Source organism: Ruminococcus sp. AF17-12 (assembly GCF_003479245.1).
In the GTDB taxonomy this organism is placed as follows: Bacteria; Bacillota; Clostridia; order Lachnospirales; family Lachnospiraceae; genus Blautia_A; species Blautia_A fusiformis.
Map to the genome: position 1 here is coordinate 55229 of NZ_QUGY01000009.1, position 22817 is coordinate 78045.

General features: G+C 40.4%; 24 protein-coding genes, 3 pseudogenes, 1 riboswitch and 1 other annotated feature. Of the genes and pseudogenes, 16 read left to right on the forward strand and 11 right to left on the reverse strand.

The window, feature by feature from the left end; translation table 11 throughout:
• Positions 1-62: 62 nt before the first annotated feature.
• The 5 genes and pseudogenes from DWW77_RS11125 (at position 63) to DWW77_RS18645 (ending at position 2067) form a co-directional block, all read left to right on the forward strand.
• Positions 63-359, forward strand: coding sequence for a conjugal transfer protein (locus DWW77_RS11125; protein WP_077746906.1), 297 nt, complete (start codon positions 63-65; stop codon positions 357-359).
• Positions 299-433 (forward strand): annotated as a pseudogene (locus DWW77_RS18635) (antirestriction protein ArdA); the annotation flags it as partial. The gene DWW77_RS11125 and the pseudogene DWW77_RS18635, both read left to right, overlap by 61 nt.
• Positions 431-1132: pseudogene (locus tag DWW77_RS11130) on the forward strand (ATP-binding protein); the annotation flags it as partial. The pseudogenes DWW77_RS18635 and DWW77_RS11130, both read left to right, overlap by 3 nt.
• Positions 1132-1635: pseudogene (locus DWW77_RS18640) on the forward strand (CD3337/EF1877 family mobilome membrane protein); the annotation flags it as partial. The pseudogenes DWW77_RS11130 and DWW77_RS18640, both read left to right, overlap by 1 nt.
• Positions 1636-2067, forward strand: coding sequence for a conjugal transfer protein (locus DWW77_RS18645; RefSeq protein WP_502696230.1), 432 nt, complete (start codon positions 1636-1638; stop codon positions 2065-2067).
• A 32-nt stretch (positions 2068-2099) separates the two neighbouring features.
• Here the strand turns inward: DWW77_RS18645 and DWW77_RS11145 are convergent, their stop codons facing one another.
• The 4 genes from DWW77_RS11145 to DWW77_RS18180 form a co-directional block, all read right to left on the reverse strand.
• Positions 2100-3236 (reverse strand): amidase domain-containing protein, encoded by a 1137-nt coding sequence (locus tag DWW77_RS11145; protein WP_117632411.1) that lies wholly within the window; start codon positions 3234-3236, stop codon positions 2100-2102.
• Positions 3237-3244: 8 nt separating this feature from the next.
• A complete protein-coding gene (locus DWW77_RS11150; protein WP_021651350.1) occupies positions 3245-3898 on the reverse strand; it encodes an ABC transporter ATP-binding protein in 654 nt (217 codons plus the stop codon).
• A complete protein-coding gene (locus DWW77_RS11155) occupies positions 3891-5897 on the reverse strand; it encodes a bacteriocin-associated integral membrane family protein (RefSeq protein WP_117632412.1) in 2007 nt (668 codons plus the stop codon). Before DWW77_RS11155 ends, DWW77_RS11150 begins: the two co-directional genes overlap by 8 nt.
• Positions 5898-6012: 115 nt before the next feature.
• Positions 6013-6456, reverse strand: coding sequence for a lactococcin 972 family bacteriocin (locus DWW77_RS18180; RefSeq protein WP_198013389.1), 444 nt, complete (start codon positions 6454-6456; stop codon positions 6013-6015).
• Between the two features lie 635 nt (positions 6457-7091).
• On the opposite strand from DWW77_RS18180, the gene DWW77_RS11165 reads away from it, so the two are divergent.
• From DWW77_RS11165 to putP, 5 genes are all read left to right on the forward strand, one after another.
• Positions 7092-7511: an RNA polymerase sigma factor gene (locus tag DWW77_RS11165; RefSeq protein WP_117632413.1), complete on the forward strand. Its 420-nt coding sequence runs from the start codon at positions 7092-7094 to the stop codon at positions 7509-7511.
• Complete coding sequence (locus tag DWW77_RS11170; protein ID WP_021414330.1) at positions 7512-7751, forward strand: helix-turn-helix domain-containing protein; 240 nt, start codon at positions 7512-7514, stop codon at positions 7749-7751.
• A 400-nt stretch (positions 7752-8151) separates the two neighbouring features.
• Positions 8152-8355: an excisionase gene (locus DWW77_RS11180; RefSeq protein ID WP_002347229.1), complete on the forward strand. Its 204-nt coding sequence runs from the start codon at positions 8152-8154 to the stop codon at positions 8353-8355.
• A gap of 78 nt (positions 8356-8433) precedes the next feature.
• Positions 8434-9624 (forward strand): site-specific integrase, encoded by a 1191-nt coding sequence (locus DWW77_RS11185; protein WP_117826909.1) that lies wholly within the window; start codon positions 8434-8436, stop codon positions 9622-9624.
• Between the two features lie 335 nt (positions 9625-9959).
• On the forward strand, positions 9960-11492 hold the full coding sequence (gene putP / locus DWW77_RS11190) for a sodium/proline symporter PutP (protein ID WP_110103526.1): 1533 nt from the start codon (positions 9960-9962) through the stop codon (positions 11490-11492).
• A 114-nt stretch (positions 11493-11606) separates the two neighbouring features.
• Here the strand turns inward: putP and folK are convergent, their stop codons facing one another.
• From folK to DWW77_RS11220, 6 genes are all read right to left on the reverse strand, one after another.
• On the reverse strand, positions 11607-12437 hold the full coding sequence (gene folK, locus DWW77_RS11195; RefSeq protein ID WP_092070551.1) for a 2-amino-4-hydroxy-6-hydroxymethyldihydropteridine diphosphokinase: 831 nt from the start codon (positions 12435-12437) through the stop codon (positions 11607-11609).
• A 9-nt stretch (positions 12438-12446) separates the two neighbouring features.
• Positions 12447-13253, reverse strand: a complete 807-nt coding sequence (gene folP, locus DWW77_RS11200; RefSeq protein WP_092070547.1) for a dihydropteroate synthase — start codon at positions 13251-13253, stop codon at positions 12447-12449.
• 11 nt (positions 13254-13264) lie between these two features.
• A complete protein-coding gene (locus DWW77_RS11205) occupies positions 13265-13741 on the reverse strand; it encodes an HD domain-containing protein (protein ID WP_021651470.1) in 477 nt (158 codons plus the stop codon).
• Positions 13741-14298 carry a GTP cyclohydrolase I FolE gene (gene folE, locus DWW77_RS11210; protein ID WP_015524935.1) on the reverse strand — a complete coding sequence of 186 codons (558 nt, stop codon included), beginning with the start codon at positions 14296-14298 and terminating at the stop codon, positions 13741-13743. Before folE ends, DWW77_RS11205 begins: the two co-directional genes overlap by 1 nt.
• A gap of 144 nt (positions 14299-14442) precedes the next feature.
• Positions 14443-14539: riboswitch (THF riboswitch) on the reverse strand.
• A gap of 219 nt (positions 14540-14758) precedes the next feature.
• Positions 14759-15034, reverse strand: coding sequence for a hypothetical protein (locus DWW77_RS11215; RefSeq protein WP_118608709.1), 276 nt, complete (start codon positions 15032-15034; stop codon positions 14759-14761).
• Positions 15031-15387: a hypothetical protein gene (locus DWW77_RS11220; protein ID WP_022426549.1), complete on the reverse strand. Its 357-nt coding sequence runs from the start codon at positions 15385-15387 to the stop codon at positions 15031-15033. Before DWW77_RS11220 ends, DWW77_RS11215 begins: the two co-directional genes overlap by 4 nt.
• 106 nt (positions 15388-15493) lie before the next feature.
• Between DWW77_RS11220 and DWW77_RS18335 the strand changes: the two genes are divergently transcribed.
• Positions 15494-15628 carry a hypothetical protein gene (locus DWW77_RS18335; protein ID WP_021651468.1) on the forward strand — a complete coding sequence of 45 codons (135 nt, stop codon included), beginning with the start codon at positions 15494-15496 and terminating at the stop codon, positions 15626-15628.
• A 19-nt stretch (positions 15629-15647) separates the two neighbouring features.
• On the opposite strand, the gene DWW77_RS11225 is transcribed toward DWW77_RS18335, so the two are convergent.
• Positions 15648-15947: a hypothetical protein gene (locus DWW77_RS11225; protein WP_092070538.1), complete on the reverse strand. Its 300-nt coding sequence runs from the start codon at positions 15945-15947 to the stop codon at positions 15648-15650.
• A 174-nt stretch (positions 15948-16121) separates the two neighbouring features.
• Between DWW77_RS11225 and DWW77_RS11230 the strand changes: the two genes are divergently transcribed.
• From DWW77_RS11230 to rpsU, 5 genes are all read left to right on the forward strand, one after another.
• A complete protein-coding gene (locus DWW77_RS11230; RefSeq protein ID WP_118608710.1) occupies positions 16122-17390 on the forward strand; it encodes a cell wall hydrolase in 1269 nt (422 codons plus the stop codon).
• 77 nt (positions 17391-17467) lie between these two features.
• Positions 17468-17956, forward strand: a complete 489-nt coding sequence (gene rnhA, locus DWW77_RS11235) for a ribonuclease HI (protein ID WP_021651464.1) — start codon at positions 17468-17470, stop codon at positions 17954-17956.
• A gap of 194 nt (positions 17957-18150) precedes the next feature.
• Positions 18151-18471, forward strand: a binding site (T-box leader).
• 48 nt (positions 18472-18519) lie between these two features.
• Complete coding sequence (gene tyrS, locus DWW77_RS11240; protein ID WP_015524942.1) at positions 18520-19746, forward strand: tyrosine--tRNA ligase; 1227 nt, start codon at positions 18520-18522, stop codon at positions 19744-19746.
• A gap of 86 nt (positions 19747-19832) precedes the next feature.
• A complete protein-coding gene (gene alaS, locus DWW77_RS11245) occupies positions 19833-22475 on the forward strand; it encodes an alanine--tRNA ligase (protein WP_118608711.1) in 2643 nt (880 codons plus the stop codon).
• Positions 22476-22640: 165 nt separating this feature from the next.
• Positions 22641-22817 carry a 30S ribosomal protein S21 gene (gene rpsU / locus DWW77_RS11250; protein ID WP_004222305.1) on the forward strand — a complete coding sequence of 59 codons (177 nt, stop codon included), beginning with the start codon at positions 22641-22643 and terminating at the stop codon, positions 22815-22817.

Here is a 22817-nt window from a genome sequence, read left to right on the forward strand (position 1 = left end):
AAGCAGTTAGTCTTAGGATTGACTGCTTTTTTCTTACCAAAATTTCAGATTGGAGTGATGAAATGAGCGATATTTTTAAGGATATGCAGTCAAAAGTCGGCTGTGATTATATTTCTGACCTGCCCTCTTACAAGCGTAAGGTATGGCATGAAATGAAACGACTGAACCCTGCCGACTATGAAGAAAGACAGTTAGAAGATTTTTCAAAGTATGTGTTTGGTATGTCGTACCAGACCATAAAAGATGTGATGAAACAACAGAAAGGACGTGAGGAACAATGCAGGAAACAAGGGTGCTGGTGGAAACGAGAGGAACAACTGGCGAAGAAACAATATCATACTGGTTTGAACTGCCGATAGATGTTGACGAGTTTGAAGAAAAGCTAGGTGTCGGTGCAGAAAGTGGGGATTACCGTATTATCGAAAAGGTGTTGCTTCATGTGATAGACGAGCTACGCCGTGAAGATACGCCCATAGCAAGAAATATCGCAGACCATATCGACAGCTTCACGGACTACGACTTTGCACACCTGCTGTTTTCAGACGGTACGGTAGAAAATGCAATCAGTCTGGATAACCAACTCAATATCATTCAAGTAGCGGACTTAGTATTGCCAGATAAGGACACGACCTTTGAGGAATACACGACCATTGAATTATTGTCGGTGTCTATGCTGATTGTGATTAGTACCTTTGCCCTTGATTTTATCCATTCGGACAGAAGCATTTTTAAGATTGTCGATTTGGACGAAGCGTGGGCGTTCTTAAACGTGGCACAAGGCGAAACTTTATCAAATAAGCTGGTTCGTGCTGGACGTGCTATGCAGGCAGGCGTTTATTTTGTTACACAATCTTCTGGGGACGTGTCAAAAGAAAGTCTGAAAAACAATATCGGCTTAAAGTTTGCATTTAGAAGCACGGATATAAACGAGATAAAGCAGACCTTAGAGTTTTTCGGTATCGACAAGGACGATGAGAACAACCAGAAACGCTTGCGTGATTTGGAAAACGGACAATGCTTATTGCAGGACTTATACGGGCGTGTCGGTGTGGTGCAGATACACCCAGTCTTTGAAGAACTGCTACACGCCTTTGATACCAGACCGCCCGTACAGAGAAATGAGGTGGAGTGATGAAAGAAAGGATAAAAGGTGCGTTCACAAAAAAGAAGATACTTCACGTTCTCAAAATGGCTCTGTTTGTCGTGGCACTCTCCCTTATCCTGCTTTCACTTCTGGGGACGGTGGCTCATGCGACGGGGCTTGTGGACGATACCATAAACACAGAAAATCTTTACTCTAAATATCCGCTGTCGAATTACCAGCTTGATTTTTATGTGGATAATAGCTGGTCGTGGTTGCCGTGGAACTGGCTGGACGGGATTGGAAAATCGGTGCAGTACGGGCTTTACTGCATTACCAATTTTGTCTGGACGATAAGCCTTTATTTAAGCAATGCTACGGGCTATGTGGTGCAGGAAGCCTATAAGCTGGACTTCATCAATGATATGGCAGACAGTATCGGAAAAAGCATACAGACCCTTGCAGGCGTAACACAGAACGGTTTTTCCAGCTCTGGCTTTTATGTCGGTTTCCTGCTTCTCATTATCTTAGTGGTGGGACTTTATGTTGCCTATGTGAAAGCAACCTATACTGTAAAAGTCTATGTAGACGCTGACGGGGATATGGTAATCATTCAGAACCCTACCCTTGCACCAGCAATCGAAAAATCAGACTATGAACCTAAGACACCAGAAGCAGACGCAAGCGTAGACGCTGATACCGTAAATGACGCTACGGCATTTCTGGAAACATTCTTCAAGCTGTACCCTACCGCTACAGAAACGGAGCTTGCTTATTATGTAGAGGGAAATGCCCTTGAACCGATAAATGGGGACTATCTCTATTCCGAGCTTGGCAATCCCGTGTTTACAAAGGACGGGGGCAATGTGAAAGTCAAGGTATCTGTGAAGTTCATTGACAATCAGACAAAGGCGGCACAGGTATCACAGTATGAATTAACACTTTATAAGGATAGTAACTGGAAAATATTATCCAATAATAAATAAAAAATGAAAGGAGCAAAAGCTCCTTTCGTATTTTATTTTATTGGTGCTTTATCCATTTCATATCCATATATTTTATAATCTTGACTATATAGATTTGCTAAAGAAAAATAATCTCCTGTAGGTAAAAATTCACTTCTATCAATACTGTGTTGTGTCAACAATTTAGATTTATTTGTATTGTTAATATTGGAAGTTATAATTGCAGTATGGTCTATATCTCCATCTTTGGTAAAGTCTACTGAAATTACATCTCCTGCTGTAAGTAAATCTGATGTTTTTGCTATACCAGCTCTGGATTCCCAATGCTGATAAAAATTATTAGCTCCACCCCATGTATGTGATGGCTTTCCATTATCATAATACCAGTTTTTAGATTGTCTATGTGGTAAAATCAATCCTGATTTTCTATATTGAAAACCACCATAACTTAAACATTGTGAAACAAAATTTGTACAGTCGCTCCAACCTCTTCTTATTGCAGACTGTCCCTCTGCATTTTCATCTAAATCATTGTAATCATTAGAATTAAGGTCTTGCTTATAATAATTAGCATAATATGGAAAATCTGTATTATTTGTTCTATTCCACCATTGCTTTGCATATTGAGTAGCTTTATTAGAAGAGTACCCATTTGATTCTCTATTATCACTAGGAGCTATTTTGTTAGATAATTCAGTTGAACTCTTACTTATTGGTAATAACAATTCAAGTTCTTCAGAATTAAATTCTTTTTCTTTTAAACAAGAAATGATTTTTTTATTAGATTCTGCATTTTCATAAATATCTATAAATTCTGCAAATTCCGCTAGTTTATCATTAAGTTCCTTATTAGTTGAAGTTGGTATAGCATAACCTTTAATATATTGTTGAAATTCATAGTTATCTAAATCCGCTACAATACCTAGTACACTAGCTTTTTCTGCTATGTAGTTATACGCTTCTTTATACTTAATAAGAGCTTCTTCTTTAGTGATTGTTGTTTCAGGAAACAAATTGATTTCCATTCCTTGATATGTAAATTCATTGAATAATCTATATTCATTATCATAGAACATAGAGTTCTCTATACATTCTTGTAAATCACTTGGATTTTGACTACTTGCATAAACAGGACTACCTAATGTAGTAATGATAGTTGTAATCAATAAAACTGAAAATATTTTTTTCATAATCGCTCCTAATTTCTATTTTTATTTAAACTTATGACTTTATTACATTCACTAACAAGCCTATCATCATGTGTAGCTAAAATAACAATTGCCCCATTTGAAGCACATTCTTTTAATAAGCTAATCACGATTTGTCTATTTTCAGAATCAAGAGAAGCAGTAGGCTCATCAGCATAGATAATAGAAGCATTTTTTAATATTGCCCTTGCTATACCTATGCGTTGCTTTTCTCCACCAGAGAGTACGATTGCTAGTTCAGAATCTCTACCATTTAAACCAACTTTATCTAATATGTTTTTCACAGCTTTACTTTTAGCTTTTGACTTATCTAATGTAATGTTATATGCTACAGTTTCATCTTCGATAATTCCATAATCTTGATAAATAAATGTCGCATATTTATGCCAAAATTTCGTTTTATCCTTATCGTTCCACTTTGAAGTATCTTTGCCATTTATCAAAATAGAACCACTTTCTATTGGCTGTATTAAACCTAAACAATTTAATAATGTCGTTTTTCCACACCCAGAAGAACCTGTGAGAGCTACCATATCTCCACTATTCATTGTGTCTGTGATATTTGAGAAAATGCGTTTTCCTTTGATTACAACGCTTATACTATTCATTTTAATTTCCATTTTTACACCCCATTTTTTACTCATTTCTTGTTGCTACTTTGTAAAATGCTTGTCTAGTACATATATGATAAGCAACAAAATTACTCAAGCAATATAAAATCAAAATAATAATGCTCACTGATAAAACTGTAATAATTTCTGGTCGTCTTATAACAAAAGAAATTACTGCTCCAATGATTACCGTGATTATCGCAATAAATGATTCATGCACAAAGGTTTGCATTATTATTTCTTTGTATGATTTTCCGAATGTATGTAACGTAAATATTCGTTTTCTGTTTTCGCTTACCCATAACTGTGCGGTAAGAATACCTGCAAAAATCATAGATACAAAAATTAGAATACAAGCTATCACATAGAATACAGCTTCTTTTGCAAATTTTTGAGCTTGTGATAAAGCAACATCAGCAATAGTATCTATCGAAACAACGTAATCTTTTACAGGTGTTTTTGCTAATTCAGTTCTCAATAAATTTTCATCTGGAAAAACAACATTACCACTTGAACAAGCAGGTAACATAAAACCTAATGTATTTAATGATTGTACTGGATTATCCACTAATATAACTAATGGATTTTTAGCTTGTATAGTGCTTCCACCATAGCCAACATTTGGCGGTAAAGCTAAAAATTTATCTCCGCTAAATTCATAGAAGTTAATTCCGCTAGGCTGGATTTCTTCTGTCTTAGTCCATAAAGGCATTTGAACATTTATAAAGTCCTGTAGTGGTTTATCTAAATCGTTCAATTCAATTTTATTCAATTCTCCACCACTTTTATTTTCTTCTATTCCAATATCAAAAGAATCAACCCATGATTTATCAGTAACTATTATGTGGTCGTAACCACCGTATTCTTCCTCACTTAATTGTATAGATTTATCAATAGATAAAGATAAGAATAAATTATCGTTATCTGCCATATTTGCAAAAAAATCATCAACATATGGCAACATTTTATCTGTACTTAATGAATCTAAATCGCTGAAAGATATACTTACAATGCTTTGCATATTTTCCCATAAAGAATACTCATTAGATAACTGCTGTAAAATGTAAGCAGATGTTATGGTGCTTGGTACTATCAAAAGAGCTAATATTATTGACATAATTCTAGTGCCAATACTGAGCATTCTGAATTTTTTGAAAGGAATTTCTCTTTTCGCAAGATGTTCTGTTTTTGGTTTGACAATCATTGAAATACCGAAACTAATCAATGCTGAAATAACAACCAATACCAATAGTGTTATAATATCCTTAGATAACAATAATGTAATTTGTTTAAAATCATTAGTAATTCCAATATATACCCAAAATGCTATGAGTGAAATTAAATAACTGGATATAAACATTTTTGATAGTGTTAATGTATCTTCAATATGAATTTTTTTAATGTCTACTCCACTCAATAATCTTATACTTCTTCCTTTTGAGTGTGAAATAAACCATGTCAATAATACTGAAATGAATAATAATAATACTGTTAAAATAACATTTCCAACACCATTATGAACTAAATTGTAATACAAACTTTTTATAAACGATACTTTTCTCAACCATTGAATAGTAATTCCGTTATCATTAGCCCAGTTTTCTATATCCTGTTTAAAATTCTGATTTCCCTTTACTGCATAATTTCCATATAAAGGTCTATTACCAATATCTTTAGATGAAATTAACTTTCCCTCTAAACTTGAATCTAACCATTTAATATTATCATTATCAATAATAATGTCAGAACTTTTTGGTTTCTCATCTCCAAAGTAAATGATGTCTTTTTTATTTTTATATTCATCACTAGGAATAACAACTTTTACTAAAGTAGCATTGTGCTTATTCGTGATATTATCTAATTCTGAAATAAGTTGTTCTTTCGTAGTACCAGTTTCAGCAATATTTAATACAAGTTGTTCTGTTGTACCTAAAGGTAATTGCTGTTGGTCATTCATTAAATTCTGAAAGATCATAATGAATGAAAATAAAGCTAAAATAAAACTAATCAATCTAATGCCATGTTTATTCATAAAAATATCAACTCCATTATCCTATTTATTAAATAAAATAGGCTTCGATGACAAGCACCGAAGCCTAAAATCTAATTTGTCATTTAAGCTATCAAACAATAAATATGATACTTAACTAACAAACACGATAGAAATACTGGTCATTAGAATCAGATTGAATAGCCCATAATTCAGCGATAGATTTCTTACCTGATGCAGTATTTACTGAACGTGATGTCTTACCATTCAACTTAACTGTTGAACCATGACATCTATTAACTGTGTAGTAAGAACGAACTTTAGCATTCCAGAAACCGTATTGCCATGTTCCACCTTCACTTGGATATTGGTACAATGGTCCATATGCCAACCAACAAGTTTCAACTCCTTCTGGATTACCACCAATCATACCTTCAGTCCATGTGCCATTTTCGTCCTCGTAAGTTGTCTTTACGATTCCATTTTGTGCGTCCTTGTCGCCTGTGTCATTCGTCGCTGCCATTACTGGCGTAGCTAACATCATTGAAGCTACCATGCTCACAGCTGCTAGTTTAGTGAATAAAGACTTTTTGTTTAACATAACCATTCCTCCTTTTGGCTCCTTTCAGCTACTTTATTCTACACCTTTATGATAGTCCTAAACTACTGGATTGTCAATATCTAACAATACGAAATTATAAAAAAAATAAGCGCTTTCATAAAATGACGAATTTTGTCAATTTAATGCTTTAATTATATAAATAATGCACAAGCATTTGTTAAAAATTCTACAATCTTAAAGTGATTATAACTATCTATCAAAGCATAGAATCAAATAGAAAAATATTTTATATTTATATTATTTTTCATTTCGACTATTTTCGCTCAATTTTTTTGATGTGATAGATTATAATTTTAATGTAATATGTATCGTTTATATTTTTTTAAAGGAGATTGGTTACAAATGGGAAAACATATTTTAATTGTACACTAAATAAAGTTATTGATAATGATACAAACTTTCATTTTTATAGTTGTTTTAATATCCCAAAAATTTTAATAAATACTTTTAAAATTGTCCGCTACAACAATTTGTTTTGTACGGACTTTTTTCATGCTCAAAAACTTTTTTTCACTTTTTTTGAAATTAGGTTAGCAAATCACACCTGCCTGTACAGTGTTGGTGCGGAAAGGGGGATAAAGATTCTCCGCTTTGTGCAGGGAGGAGGTGTGAACATGAAACCGACTTCTTTTGAAAACGCAATTCGCTTACAGTTCGATACGCTAATGAAAAAAGTTATTGACGGAATCATAAAGAATTATGAAAAAGAATTAGACCGACGTTCTAATCGTGAAATCCCGTTTTGTGAACTACCAAAAATTGTGGTTAATTCCTTTCCTGTTTTTGATGATTACGAACTTGATATAACTATTTTTGATGTGTATGGAATGGAAGCCCGAGTATCGGGTAATGAACTATGTAAAGCGTTACAACAGTTACCAGAGAGAAAAAGAAATAATCTCTTAATGTTCTATTTTCTTGACATGAGTGATACAGAAATTGCAGAACTTCAGCATATCTCAAGAGCTGGTGTATTTAAAAATCGTCAAGTCGCTTTACATAATATGAAAAAAATTTTACAGGAGGAAAAGTAGATGGGAAAAGCTGTTGCAAAATGCCCTCCTTACCGTTTAATTGCTTCTGTAGCAGACGGGGACGAAAAAGCAATAGAAAAAATGCTTCAATTCTATGACGCTTACCTTTCAAAGTGTTGTCTTCGTCCTTTGTATGATGAATACGGAAATCTTTATATTGCTGTTGATATGGAACTGAAAGGACGTATTCGTGAAGCAATGATAAAGAAAATGAGAGCATTTGAAGTAAACATTAAATAATGATTATATCGGGATATGATTTGCCAAAACCCTCTTTCCTGTCCCGATTTAAAGATTTGTCAATCTATAAAAATCTGTTGACTACGACAGATTTTTATAGGCGGACAAGCCTATTGTTCTTTGACAACTGAATAAAGCAGACAGATACGTTTGTGAGATAGCGAGCCACGGGGACTGTACGCCACGACCTTTTCAAAAGAAAGCGAGCGACCCACGCAGTGATCCGAGAGCGACTGTTGGAAAAGTTGTTTTGCCACGACCTATCCTCACAGAATAATGATACGTCCGCATGGTGCGGTTCTGCCCACAAGAATGGGAATAGTTGAGATACTAACGGAGCTTTCCAAAGCCGTCTGCCTGCTTGTAAAAAATGACACACAGTAAAGGGGGTGCATAGATTATGAACAATACTGATGTGCCTATCTGGGAAAAATATACGCTGACGATTGAAGAAGCGTCCAAATACTTCCGTATTGGCGAAAAGAAATTGCGTAAATTAGCCGAAGAAAATCTTGACGCTGGCTGGGTTATCGTGAACGGTAATCGTATTCAGATTAAGCGAAAACAATTTGAAAAAATCATAGATACATTGGACGAAATCTAATGTCATTGAGCCGTAGATATGGTATAATAAGGTATAGCGTATCACGGCTCATTCCATGACGGAAAGGAGCTTTACACTATGTCTAATGTAAAACGAAAAGACAGTAAAAATCGCAATTTGCGTAATGGAGAGAGCCAGCGAAAAGACGGAAGATACGTTTATAAATATACCGATATATACGGAAAGCCACAGTTTATCTATTCTTGGAAACTTGTACCGACAGACAAGACACCTGCTGGAAAGCGTGATGATATATCGTTGAGGGAAAAAGAAGCACAGATAAAAAAAGACCTTAACGACGGTATCGACACAGTCGGCGGTAAAATGACAGTCTGCCAGCTCTATGACAAGAAGAACAGCCAAAGAAAGAACATCAAGAGGGCTACTGAAAAAGGACGACAGTATCTTATGAACGCTCTGAAAAATGACCCGTTGGGTATGAGAGCGATTGATACCGTCAAACAGTCAGACGCTAAAGAATGGGCTATCAGAATGAGTGAAAAAGGATATGCCTATAAAACGATTGATAACTATAAGCGTTCCTTGAAAGCGTCATTTTACATGGCGATACAAGACGACTTTATTAGAAAAAACCCGTTTGAGTTTAAGCTAAGTGATGTTCTGGAAGATGATACGGAGCAGAAAGTTATCCTTACATCAGAGCAGGAAGAACGCCTGCTTGCCTTTATGGAAAAGGACAAGATTTACAGTAAGTATTATGATGAGGTTGTGCTTCTGCTGGAAACGGGACTTCGTATTTCTGAATTTTGCGGACTGACGACGCATATTGATATGCAGAACAGAATACTCAATATAGACCACCAGTTATTGAAAGATAGCGAAATGGGTTACTATATTGAAACGCCAAAGACCAAAAACGGAAAACGGGAACTTCCATTGACAGAACGGGCTTATCAAGCAATCCAAAGAATACTAAAGAACAGAGGAAAGGCACAACCGCTGACTGTAGATGGTTACAGCAATTTCCTATTCTTAAACCGTGAGGGCTTACCTAAAGTTGCAGGAAACTATGAGGGCATGGTGCGAGGGCTGATTAAGAAGTATAACAAGTATCACACGGACAAGTTACCGAACATCACACCACATTCATTCCGACATACTTATTGTACGAATATGGCAAACAGAGGAATGAACCCAAACACTCTGCAATATCTCATGGGACACGCTAACATAACCATGACACTTGGCTATTACGCACACGGTACATTTCAATCTGCAAAAGCGGAACTGGAAAGACTGGCTTGTTAATATCGGAACTTATATTTACTACTTATTTACTACTTTTGGTTGCATTTTCATGCTGGTAAATGCCAGCTTATGCAAGGTATCTTCCAAAAAGAAAATACCGATAAAGCCCTAAAATACGGGATATATCGGCATTTACCAACTTATGAAAAGATAATCAGAAATTTAGTAAGTTTTTTAGTCAAAAAACGAAAAATCCTCTTTACTTTCTAAAGTTAATATAATAAAATCTATAAATATGTGTAAAACTGGTTTAAAAGCAGAAAGCATAGGGATACATAAGCAAAACCCCTCATGTTTTGTGATTTTAAAGCAGAAACATGGAAGGGAGAGAAACAATGACAACAGCACATATTTGTATAATGGCAGCCATTATCGTCTATCTGGGTGCAATGATCTTTGTAGGTTATCTTTGCTCCAAGAACAATAATGACAGTTCTGATTTCTATCTTGGAGGACGAAAGCTTGGACCACTTGTCACAGCTATGAGTGCAGAGGCTTCTGACATGAGCAGCTGGCTTCTGATGGGCCTGCCGGGACTTGCTTATCTTACCGGTATTGCAGATGCAGGCTGGACAGCCATTGGCCTTGCGATCGGAACTTACGTAAACTGGAGGATCGTGGCAAAAAGAATCCGCCGCTACACACATGTGGCAGGAAATTCCATTACATTGCCATCCTTTTTCAGTAATCGTTACAGAGATGAGAAAAAGATCCTGCAGTCTATCGGAGCGATTTTTATCGTGATCTTTTTTATTCCGTATACAGCTTCCGGATTTGCAGCCTGTGGTAAACTTTTTGCAAGTCTCTTCGGTGTAAAATATCTGCCAGCTATGATCATCAGTGCACTGGTCATCGTTGGATACACCACACTGGGAGGATTCCTGGCAGCATCTACCACGGACTTTATCCAGAGTATCATCATGTCCATCGCTCTTGTGATCGTATTTGTATTCGGGATCAGCACAGCAGGTGGTATTGAAGCAGTTGCAGACCATGCAAGATCACTGCCCGGATATCTGACTATGTTTACTACATATGATCCAACAACCGGAACAGAACAGGCATATCCACTGCTTAATATCATTTCCATGCTTGCATGGGGACTTGGATATTTCGGAATGCCGCATATTCTTCTTCGTTTCATGGCGATCGAAGACGAAGAGAAGCTTACACTTTCCAGAAGAGTAGCAACTACATGGGTAGTGATCTCACTGGCAGTAGCAGTACTGATCGGTGTGGTAGGACTTGGAATGACAGCAGCAGGAGAGTTTGACCTTCTGGAAGGCTCCGCATCTGAGACAATTATCGTTCAGATCGCAGATCTTCTCAGTAAACATGGTGTAATTGCAGCAATCCTTGCAGGACTCATCCTTGCAGGAATCCTGGCATCCACCATGTCAACTGCAGATTCTCAGCTCCTGGCAGCATCCTCAGCAGTTTCTTCCGACCTTCTCGGAAGTATCCTGAAGGATAAAGAAACAAAAAAAGAAAGCATGGTAGCCGATAAGATCACGCTTCTTCTCATCGCAGTAGTAGCCATGTTTATTGCCCGCGACCCGAACAGTTCTGTGTTTACTATCGTATCCTTTGCCTGGGCAGGCTTCGGAGCCGTATTCGGCCCGGTGGTACTTCTGGCATTATTCTGGAGACGTTCCAACTGGCAGGGAGCCCTGGCAGGAATGATCTGCGGCGGTTCCATGGTATTTATCTGGAAATACGGAATCAGCACGCTCGGCGGCGCCTGGGGAATCTATGAACTTCTTCCCGCATTCCTGGTGGCCATTGCAGCAAACATCATCGTCAGCCTCATTACCAAGGCACCATCCAAAGAGATCACCGACGAATTTGATCTGGTAAACCAGAAATAAAATATTTTTCGATAATAGTCAATAATCCACACTGATACAAAACAAGCCTGATACAGATTATAGTAAAGATATCTGTATCGGGCTTGTTATCTTTTTATTATTTAATAAATAAAGTCACACCGCCAAAGTTTTTCCCTCAAGCTTTTTTAACAACTGCTCCATTGTTAAATTCAACACCGGATGCCGAAGATACGGTGCGATCTCCACCATAGGCTTCAAAACAAAATCCCTGTTTTCCATATCAATATGAGGCACATGTAGTTCCACTGTATCAATAATCTCATTATCGTAAAACAGAATATCCAGATCCAGTGTCCTTGGTCCCCAGTGAATGATCCTTTTCCGGTCCGCAGCCTGTTCCAGCACATGCAGCCTGTCAAGAAGCTCCTCCGGAGAAAGCAGCGTCCGGACTCTTAAGGCTCCGTTGAGAAACTCATCCTGCTCCACATCCCCGTAAGGCTCCGTTACAAGATACTCGGAAACCTTTTCAACAACAATCTCTTTCATATCCCGAAGACCCTGGATCGCATTGTCCAGGTATTTCTTCTTATCCCCCATATTGGAACCAAAAGCAATATAAGCCGTATGCCAGCCTCGGGTAATTTCCACAGCAACGGTTTTCAGCGGAAGACCTACCGGAGCCCAGGGCTTTTCAATACGGAGGGTGATCTTTTTAAGAAGAGGGAGAGAAAGCAGCAGCGTCTCTGCCAGATTCTCCACAGCAGCCTCCAGAAGTTTATAAGTATTTTTCTGAAGAAAATCGGTGATCATATGACTGACTTCTCCATAATTGATGGAAGCAGAAAGATCATCTGTCAGCCCTGCCGGACGTGTTTCTGTATACATAACAGCAGAAACAACAAATTTCTGTCCGAGAGCTGTTTCTTCCGGAAACACACCATGGTTTGCAAAAATCTCAAGATCTCTGATTTCGATTTTATCCATCAGTTCCTCCTAACGTCCCAGAATAGCTTCTGTCATCTGGATGACGCGTTTATTTTCTTTGATGTCATGAACACGGACAAATGCACACCCCTTCATAACACCGATCACCGATGTGGCAAGAGTTCCCTCTACACGCTGATCTACAGGAAGATCAAGGGCAAGTCCGATCATGGATTTTCTGGAGGTACCAAGAAGCACCGGATATCCCAGCTTCCGGAAAAGCTCCAGATTATCCATAGTCATCAGGTTCATCTCATAGGTTTTACCAAATCCGACACCAGGATCAAGGATGATCTTATCATCGGCAATACCGGCACGTTTGGCAATATTGACACATTCCTGGGTTTCTGCCAGCATATCCACAATAAAATTATTGTATTCAGTATTATCTTTGTTATGCATCAGACAGCAGGGAGCCTGATATCTGGCAATGACAGGAGCCATTTCAGGATCATATTTCAGTCCCCAGATGTCATTGATAAGATCTGCTCCGTGTTTCAGGGCTTCTTCCGCAACACATCCCTTATAGGTATCTACAGAGATGGGGATATCAAAACGCCCTTTTACTGCTTCGATAACAGGAAGAATACGCTCGATCTCCTCCTGTGCGCCAACCGGTGTATGCCCCGGACGTGTGGATTCCCCACCGATATCAAGAATATCAGCACCTTCGGCGATCATAGCTTCTGTATGTTTCAGGGCATGATCCATATCGTTCCATTTTCCGCCATCTGAGAAAGAATCCGGTGTGACATTTAGGATACCCATAATATATGTTTTGTTTTTTACATCAAACTCACGATTTCCGATTTTCATGGAAAAACCTCCTAATATTGGATCGTCATATTTTTTTTAGCAGGAGACCAGTAACATTCCGGCTCTGCTTTACAGGAAAAACAGTTTCTGGAGCTTTTGTCCGCAGTATAGAGCAATTTTCCAAGAACTGTCGGATCCGTCTGAGCTCTGTGACCACGTATTGCCGCAATGATCGCTTCCATTTCTTCCATAGAAAATCCAAGCTCGTTTAAGATCTGTCCTGCGATAGCAGCACCGGCCTCATCATGAGGAGTGCCATCTTCATACTGTCTGGCCCGTCCGATATCGTGAAGAAGGGCAGTACAGTAGATCAGTTCCTTTGAAACAGGAGCATTTTCCTCAAGTGCCCGGATATAGGCAAGGCGTGCCACATCCAAAAAATGCTCCGGTGTATGTCTGCAGAATTCACGGTCAGTCTCCAGAAGCTGAAGCTTATTAAGCTCATTCTGATAGAGCGGATGATTCCAGATCTGATTCACTCTGTCCATCAGTCCTTGACCATAGCAAGGAACTGTTTCTGAAGCTCCATATTTTCTTTAAATTCACCTCTGGTAACAGTCGTAACCGTTTTGCTTCCCGGCTTTTTGATTCCACGCATGGTCATGCAGGTATGCTCCGCTTCCAGCATAACCATGATTCCCTTTGGAGCGAGAACACGTTCCAGCGCATCTGCGATCTGCACAGTCAGACGTTCCTGGATCTGCGGTCTTCTTGCATACACATCAACGGTACGGGCCAGCTTGCTTAAGCCGGTAACCTTGCCATTTGGGATATATGCGATATGAGCTTTACCGTAAAAGGGCATAAGATGATGTTCACACATGGAATAAAAGGTAATATCCTTTTCCAGAACCATTTCATTGTTCTCTACATGAAACTGTTTCTGAAGATGTTCATCCGCTTCATTATCAAGTCCGCCATAAATTTCCTCGCACATGCGGGCGATACGTTCCGGAGTTCCCTGCAGTCCCTCTCTGTTTACATCCTCGCCGATTCCCTCGAGAAGAAGCTTGATCGCCTCTTCAACTTTTGCTTTGTCTACCATAAATAACAACCTCCATTTGTTAAAAAAATCACGTTTTTCGGAGACTGTCTCTTTTATTTTTGCGCATAAAAAAAGATATCTCCAATTGTAATAGAACGTATGTCGAAAAAGCCCTACACAATATGAGATATTCTCTTATATTGCTGCAACGGGTGCGGATTTCATACCGTAAGACGTACTTTTCGTTCTGGCGACAACTCCCCATTCGCCAAACACTTGACGCATAAAATCCTATTTTGCATATCATTCATTTCACGGACAAGTATACCATATACTGATATAAGAAGAAAGGGAAAATGATAAAAAAATATCACAAAAATAGGGAATATGTTCTATGAATTATGCGATAGAATCTATGGATATGTCAGATTTTTGCAGATTATATTCCGACAAATATAAAAAGAATTACAAAGTAGAAAATCCCGGAACAGAAAACCGCTGTTCCGGGATCACAGAGCTGTTAATGACGTATCATTTTCATCAGATTCACAATTCTGTCAAGTTTAGCTGCCTCTACCGGACTTTTCCCCATTTTCAGAACTTCTATGATAGTAGAGATCTCATCAGAGCTGAAATTTAAGCCCGCATTTTTTCCTTTAGAAGCTGCGCCCATGATAAAAGGCAGAAGTTCGGACGGATTTTTCCCCAATCCCTGATCTGCCAGACCCTGAAGCATGGAAAGCTTCTGAGGGTCCATTCCGGAAAGCCGGGGATTATTTTTCCAGTCATCACTCATGGATTCTCACCTCCTGACGAATCTTCATTCATGATCTGAAGCATCTGGATCGTAGCCATAAGACTGGTGATATGATCGATCTGACGGCGATTTTCTCCGCCACAGCACTTACGGATATCCTGCAGCATTTCCAGAGGATCGGTGCCGGAAAAACCGGTAGCCTGCAGATCGGCTGTTCTACGGCTGCTTTGAAAAAGCGACATGGTATTCCGAAGTTCCCGGACTTTCGTATACACAGATAAAAACCGCTGCCCGGAAGAAGGAAGGTACGGGATCATGGCTTTCAGCATCTGATCCTGGTCACTTTCCACCATTTCATCCAGAGCAGTACGTGCGATAGGCTCCTGTTCCATAAAAAAATCCTTTTTCCTGAAATCTATGAATTTGCAGAAAGAAATATGACAGAAACCTTCTCTGGTCATATTATATATAGAAGAAATTTTTCAAAGGAATGTGATTATGGAATCTGAAAAAAAACAGGAACTTGTCATTGATGGAAATTCTTTTTATGAGATAGATCTGAAATGTCTGAAAGAGAAAAAACAGAAACAGGAGGAAGCAGAAAAACGGCAGCAGAAAAGGCAGAGGAAATGACCTCTGCCTTTTCAAAAGATCAGCAGCAATTGTTGCAGCCGCATCCATTTCCGCACAAAAGCAGAAGAAGGATGATGATCCAACAGCTGTCGTTGCAGCCGTTGTTATTACAGCCACAGCCACTGTTGTTTCCACAGCAACACATCAGACAGATGATCCAAAGGATACAGGAGCAGCTGTTTCCACCGTTTCCAAACAGGGAAGTTCCGCAGCCATTATTACAGCCACAGTTATTGTTACATCCACATCCTGTGCTGCATCCGGAATCACAACCACATCCGCAATCACATCCACAATTGGTAGCCGCTAAGTCACTCATCGATAAGTCCTCCAGCAAATTTTATTTACACTTCATCATATGGCAGGAGTCCGTCCACAGTTACAAAAAAGTTGACAGTGTTTATTCATTACGATATAATAAACGAAATGTAACATTTTTGTAATTTTTGAGACAAACTAGCTTTTATATCTAAAACAGGAAATGGGGAAAATTATGAAGAGTTTCAGAACAAAAAAATGGCTGAAGGGTCTGATGCTTGCCATGCTGCTGATCGTGGGAAGCACAGTCTTTTCTGCTTCTGCAAAAGAGGTACAGGCTGCCACTGCAGGCTTTAAAACTATCAATGGAAAAACATACTACATAAAAAGTGATGGGAGCAAGCAGAAAGGCTGGCTGACCCTGGGCAGATACAAGTACTACTTTAACACAAAGACCGGAGTACAGGTAAAGGGCTGGATGAAGGTCAATGGCAAATATACCTACTATTTTACAAAAGGCAAGGGGGTTATGGCAACCGGCTGGATGACAGATTCCAAAGGCCATAAGCGCTATTTCAACCCCAAAACAGGTAAGCTTACCACAGGCTGGGTAAACTACAGCAAGGGAAGGAAACGTTATTTCACAAAAAGCGGAGGCATTATGGCAACCGGCTGGCTCACCAACAGCAAAGGGCAGAAACGTTATTTTTACAAAACTTCCGGTTATATGGCAACCAAATGGGTAAAAAACAAATCCAAAAATATCAGCTACTATTTTGCCACCAGTACCGGTTATATGTATACTGGTCTGAAGACGATCGATCAGAAGAACTATTATTTTAAATCCAACGGTGTCATGGCAGTAAGTACCTCCGTGACAGTGAATGGAATTACATACTCCATCGCAGCAAACGGAGTGGCCACTGCGAAGACTACCAAACCTAATGTAAATGTCGGAAACGGAAATGTTAAAATTTATGATACCAGAAACAGCAGATATTACACCATGGTCAAGGAATATAAGAGTCATTCCGGAATTGCAAACGGAAAGACCTCAGATGAAGCACTTCTGGCCGCACTTTGCGAATCAGAAGCAGGCGATCAGGGCAAGATCGGAATGGAAGCAGTAGCACTCTGTGTATTGAACCGTACGATCAAATCAGACAAGGAATTTCCATCTACGATACGAGGTGTGATCTATGAGAATATCGGAAGCAGCACAACCCCACAGTATTCTGTAGTGCGGAACGGGGCCCTTCTCAAACGTCTCAATGGTCAGTTTGAAAACCGTACTCTTGCTTATCAGGCTGCAAGAGAAGCAATGACTATTTTCAATAAACATGTCACTTCCGGCAAAGCCAGGACACTCAGCGGATTTAAACAGAAAGATTTTAATTATATGTATTTCATGATGACCAGCTATTTCTGGAACCAGAATCTGAATTTCAATAAAGTGAAATATGAAACTTATAAAGGCCATACATTTTTTGTAGACTGGGTATAAGCAACATAGTCTCCGGCAGTAAACTTTGAACAAACAGGCGTATGGACATTAAATTGATAATTTAAGGAGAAGCAAATATGCAGGTGAAAATCTATACGGATGGTGCAGCCCGGGGAAATCCGGATGGACCGGGAGGCTACGGAGCAGTTCTTCAGTACATCGATACCAAAGGCCAGCTACATGAACGTGAACTGTCCAGAGGCTACAAAAAAACCACAAACAACCGGATGGAGCTGATGGCAGCCATCGTAGCACTGGAAGCACTGAACCGCCCCTGCCAGGTGGATCTGTATTCCGATTCCAAATATCTGGTAGATGCTTTTAATCAGCACTGGATCGATGCCTGGCTGAAGAAAAACTGGAAACGTGGAAAAAACGAAGATGTGAAGAACGTAGATCTCTGGAAACGCCTTTTAAAGGCCAAGGAGCAGCATCAGGTAAGCTTCCACTGGGTTAAGGGACATGCAGATAATCCGTTAAATGAACGGTGTGATCAGCTTGCCACATCAGCGGCAGACGGCAATGACCTTTACGTAGATGAAGGAATAAATGGCTTACAGAAATAAAAGTTCCACTTATCACTCACAGAAAAACCGAAACATATCGCGCGAATTTATGCGATCAGCGTAAATTCTGTGCATCGCGAAGCGTGTTACTGAGAACAGAGTAAACAGTAACATTCTGCCACTTTAAGTTGTCAAAGCAATATTAAAATTTCTTGACAAACAAAAAAGCAGTTTGTATACTTCATATAGTATAGTAAAAGGCTTGGAAGGGAAAAAGTAGCTTGAGGAAAACCCCACAGAGAGCAGCCGGCAGGTGAGAGGCGCAGGGTAGAACTTTTGTGAATACATCCCGGAGCTGCGCACCGAATCGGGACTTGATACTGTAAATTATAAACTTTATAATAATAGCGTATTATAGATAGGCTGCGACGGAATGGCACCCGTTATTGTGCTGAAGTGGTTTTATATCTTGATATATATGAATATAACGGGATGTAGATTCACTTTATGAGGCAGGAAATGCGAGTTTTCTGTAAATTTAGGTGGTAACGCGGGACCCGGTTCTCGTCCTAAACGGACAGGAACCGGGCATTTTTTATATGACTATACAGGAGGAAAGAACAATGACAGTTTGGGAAGAACTGAAAGCACGTGGCCTGATCGCACAGGTTACAGACGAAGACGAGATCAAAGAGATGGTAAATAACGGGAAAGCCACATTCTATATTGGCTTTGACCCTACAGCAGACAGCCTTCATGTAGGTCACTTCATGGCTCTTTGCCTGATGAAGAGACTGCAGATGGCAGGAAACCGTCCGATTGCCCTTCTCGGCGGCGGAACAGGAATGATCGGTGACCCGTCCGGAAGGACCGATATGCGTCAGATGCTGACAAAAGAAACCATCCAGCACAATATTGACTGCTTCAAGCAGCAGATGAGCCGTTTCATCGATTTCTCTGATGGAAAAGCTCTTATGGTAAACAATGCTGACTGGCTTATGAACCTTAACTATGTAGAGCTTCTCCGTGAGGTAGGTGCTCACTTTTCCGTAAACCGTATGCTGACAGCAGAGTGCTACAAACAGCGTATGGAGCGAGGCTTAAGCTTCCTGGAATTTAACTACATGATCATGCAGAGCTACGACTTCTACATGCTGTACCAGAAATACGGCTGCAACATGCAGTTCGGTGGCGATGACCAGTGGAGCAACATGCTTGGCGGTACCGAGCTGATCCGCCGTAAGCTTGGCAAGGATGCCTATGCCATGACCATCACACTGCTTCTCAATTCTGAGGGCAAAAAAATGGGAAAAACACAGTCCGGAGCTGTATGGCTTGATCCGAATAAGACATCCCCGTTCGATTTCTACCAGTACTGGAGAAATGTAGACGATGCTGACGTTATCAAATGTATGCGTCTTCTTACTTTCCTTCCTCTTGAGGAGATCGACGAGATGGCCAAATGGGAAGGCAGCGAGCTGAACAAAGCCAAGGAGATCCTTGCATACCAGCTGACAGAGCTTGTACACGGTGAGGAGGAAGCCAAGAAAGCACAGGAGGGTGCCCGCGCACTGTTCTCAGGTGCAGATACTTCTCATATGCCTACAACAGAGCTTTCAGAGGAAGATTTTGACGAGGAAGGAAAAATCGACCTGATCACACTTCTTGTAAAAGCAGAGCTGGTACCAAGCCGTTCCGAGGGTCGCCGTGCAATCCAGCAGGGTGGTGTATCCATCGATGGTGAGAAGCTCACCGATATTTACCATACGGTTGAGAAGGATGCTTTTGCAGGGGACGGGATCGTTCTGAAACGAGGCAAGAAAAAATTCAAAAAGATCTGTGTAAAATAATTTCCCATATCTGTGACATTTCCGGGATAAAGCTACGGCATTCCGGAAATGCTGACAGGTAGGGTTGACACAAGGAGGATAACAACATGAAAAAGTACGGAGTGAACGAACTTCGTAAGATGTTCCTTGACTTTATGGAGAGCAAGGGCCATCTTGTAATGAAAAGCTTTTCCCTGGTTCCTCAGGGAGATAAGAGTCTTCTGCTGATCAATGCAGGTATGGCTCCGCTGAAACCATATTTTACAGGTGCTGAGAAGCCGCCAAGAACAAGAGTGACAACCTGCCAGAAATGTATCCGTACCGGAGATATCGAAAATGTAGGTAAAACCGCACGTCACGGTACTTTCTTTGAAATGCTTGGTAACTTCTCTTTTGGTGATTACTTCAAGAAAGAAGCCATCCACTGGTCCTGGGAGTTTCTTACTGAGGTTGTAGGGCTTGATGCAGACCGTCTCTACCCATCCATTTACCTGGATGATGATGAAGCCTTCAATATCTGGAACAAAGAAGTAGGGATTCCGTCTGAACGTATTTTCCGTTTCGGAAAAGAGGATAACTTCTGGGAGCATGGCGCAGGTCCATGCGGTCCATGCTCTGAGATCTACTATGACCGTGGCGAAAAATACGGCTGTGGCAAACCTGGATGTACGGTAGGCTGCGACTGCGACCGTTACATGGAAGTATGGAACAACGTTTTCACACAGTTCGAGAACGATGGAAACGGAAACTACACAACCCTGAAACAGAAAAACATCGATACCGGTATGGGACTTGAGCGTCTTGCTGTAGTTGTTCAGGATGTTGATTCTATTTTTGATGTAGATACAATTTGTGCACTTCGTAATCTTGTATGCGAGATCGCACATAAAGAATATGATAAAAACTATGCCGATGACGTTTCCATCCGTCTGATCACGGACCATATCCGTTCCGCAACATTTATGATCTCCGATGGAATCATGCCAACCAATGAGGGACGTGGATATGTTCTCCGCCGTCTGATCCGCCGTGCAGCACGTCACGGACGTCTTCTTGGCATCGAGGGAACTTTCCTTGCAAAATTAAGTGCACAGGTGATCGAGAGCTCCAAAGCCGGATATCCGGAGCTTGAGGAGAAGAAAGAGTTCATCTTCCGTGTACTGACAAATGAGGAGAATCAGTTCAACAAAACTATCGATCAGGGACTTCGCATCCTTTCCGACATGGAAGAGGATATGAAAAAAGCAGGTGAAAAGACTCTTTCCGGTGACAACGCATTCAAGCTTTATGATACGTACGGATTCCCTCTTGACCTTACAAAAGAGATCCTTGAGGAAAAAGGCTACGGCATTGACGAGGAAGGCTTCCAGAAAGCAATGGAGGAACAGAGAGTCAAGGCACGTACTGCCCGTGAAGTAACCAACTATATGGGTGCAGACGCAACCGTATACGATGATATTGATGTAAACGTAACAACAGAATTCGTCGGCTACGACCATCTTACCTTTGATTCCAAGGTTACTGTCCTTACCACAGAAACAGAGATCGTAGATTCTCTCACAGAGGGACAGAAGGGTACCGTATTTGTAGAGCAGACTCCTTTCTATGCAACAATGGGTGGACAGGAAGGTGATACCGGTGTGATCGAGACTGCAAACGGTAAATTTGTTGTTGAGGACACCATCAAACTCCGCGGTGGCAAATTCGGTCACGTAGGACATATGGAATCCGGTATGATTTCCTCAAGTGAGACAGTATCCCTGAAGGTAAACGAAGAAGCAAGAAAAGATACCGAGAAAAACCACAGTGCAACACATCTTCTTCAGAAAGCACTGAAGACCGTTCTTGGTTCCCACGTAGAGCAGAAGGGTTCTCTGGTAACTCCGGACAGACTTCGTTTTGACTTTGCTCATTTTCAGGCTATGACAGCAGAAGAACTCCAGGCAACAGAAGAGCTTGTAAACAAAGAGATCCAGGCAGGTCTTGATGTTCATACAGATGTCATGGATGTGGAAGAAGCCAAGAAATCCGGAGCAATGGCTCTCTTTGGTGAGAAATATGACCAGAAGGTACGTGTAGTATCCATGGGAGACTTTTCCAAAGAGCTCTGTGGTGGTACTCATGTAAAGAATACAAGCTCCATCATGCTCTTTAAGATCGTTTCCGAATCCGGTATCGCAGCTGGTGTACGCCGTATTGAGGCACTTACCGGCAAAGCAGTTATCGAATACTACAGAAAGCAGGAAGAGCTTCTCCATGAGGCTGCAAAAGCATTAAAGGCCAATACAGCCGAGGTTGTAGAAAAGATCAGTCACCTGCAGGCTGAAGTAAAGGCTCTTCAGAGCGAGAATGAATCCCTTAAGAGCAAAGCTGCCCAGAGTGCACTTGGCGATGTTATGGATAAAGTCGTTGAAGTAAACGGTGTAAAACTCCTTGCAGCCAAAGTTGAAGGCGTTGACATGAACGGTCTCAGAGACCTGGGTGATAAACTGAAAGAGCAGCTTGGCGAAGGTGTTGTCCTTCTTGCAGCAGTAAACGACGGCAAGGTTAATCTTCTTGCAATGGCAACGGATGCAGCTCAGAAAGCAGGCGCTCATGCAGGAAACCTGATCAAAGCAGTGGCAGCGATCGTTGGCGGTGGCGGCGGCGGACGTCCGAACATGGCACAGGCCGGCGGAAAGAATCCGGAAAAAGCCCAGGAAGCTATGGACGCAGCAGCAGGAATCCTTGAAAAACAGCTCACAAAATAACAAAGTTGTGCGTGATTTACAGTTTTGACATTTTTTTCATAAAAATCGAAAAAGATGTTGACGAAAGCACATGTTATGCTATATAATAACACTCGTGCAAGAAAAATACCCAGACAGTTGTATTTTAGCACAATCTACAACTGGAGGGAGGTTAGGTGTGAGTCTATGTCAAACGTTATCGTAAAAGAGAACGAGACTTTAGATAGCGCTCTTCGCAGATTCAAGAGAAGCTGTGCTAAGGCGGGAATCCAGCAGGAAATCCGTAAGAGAGAGCATTACGAGAAGCCAAGCGTTCGTCGTAAGAAAAAATCTGAAGCCGCAAGAAAACGTAAATATAATTAA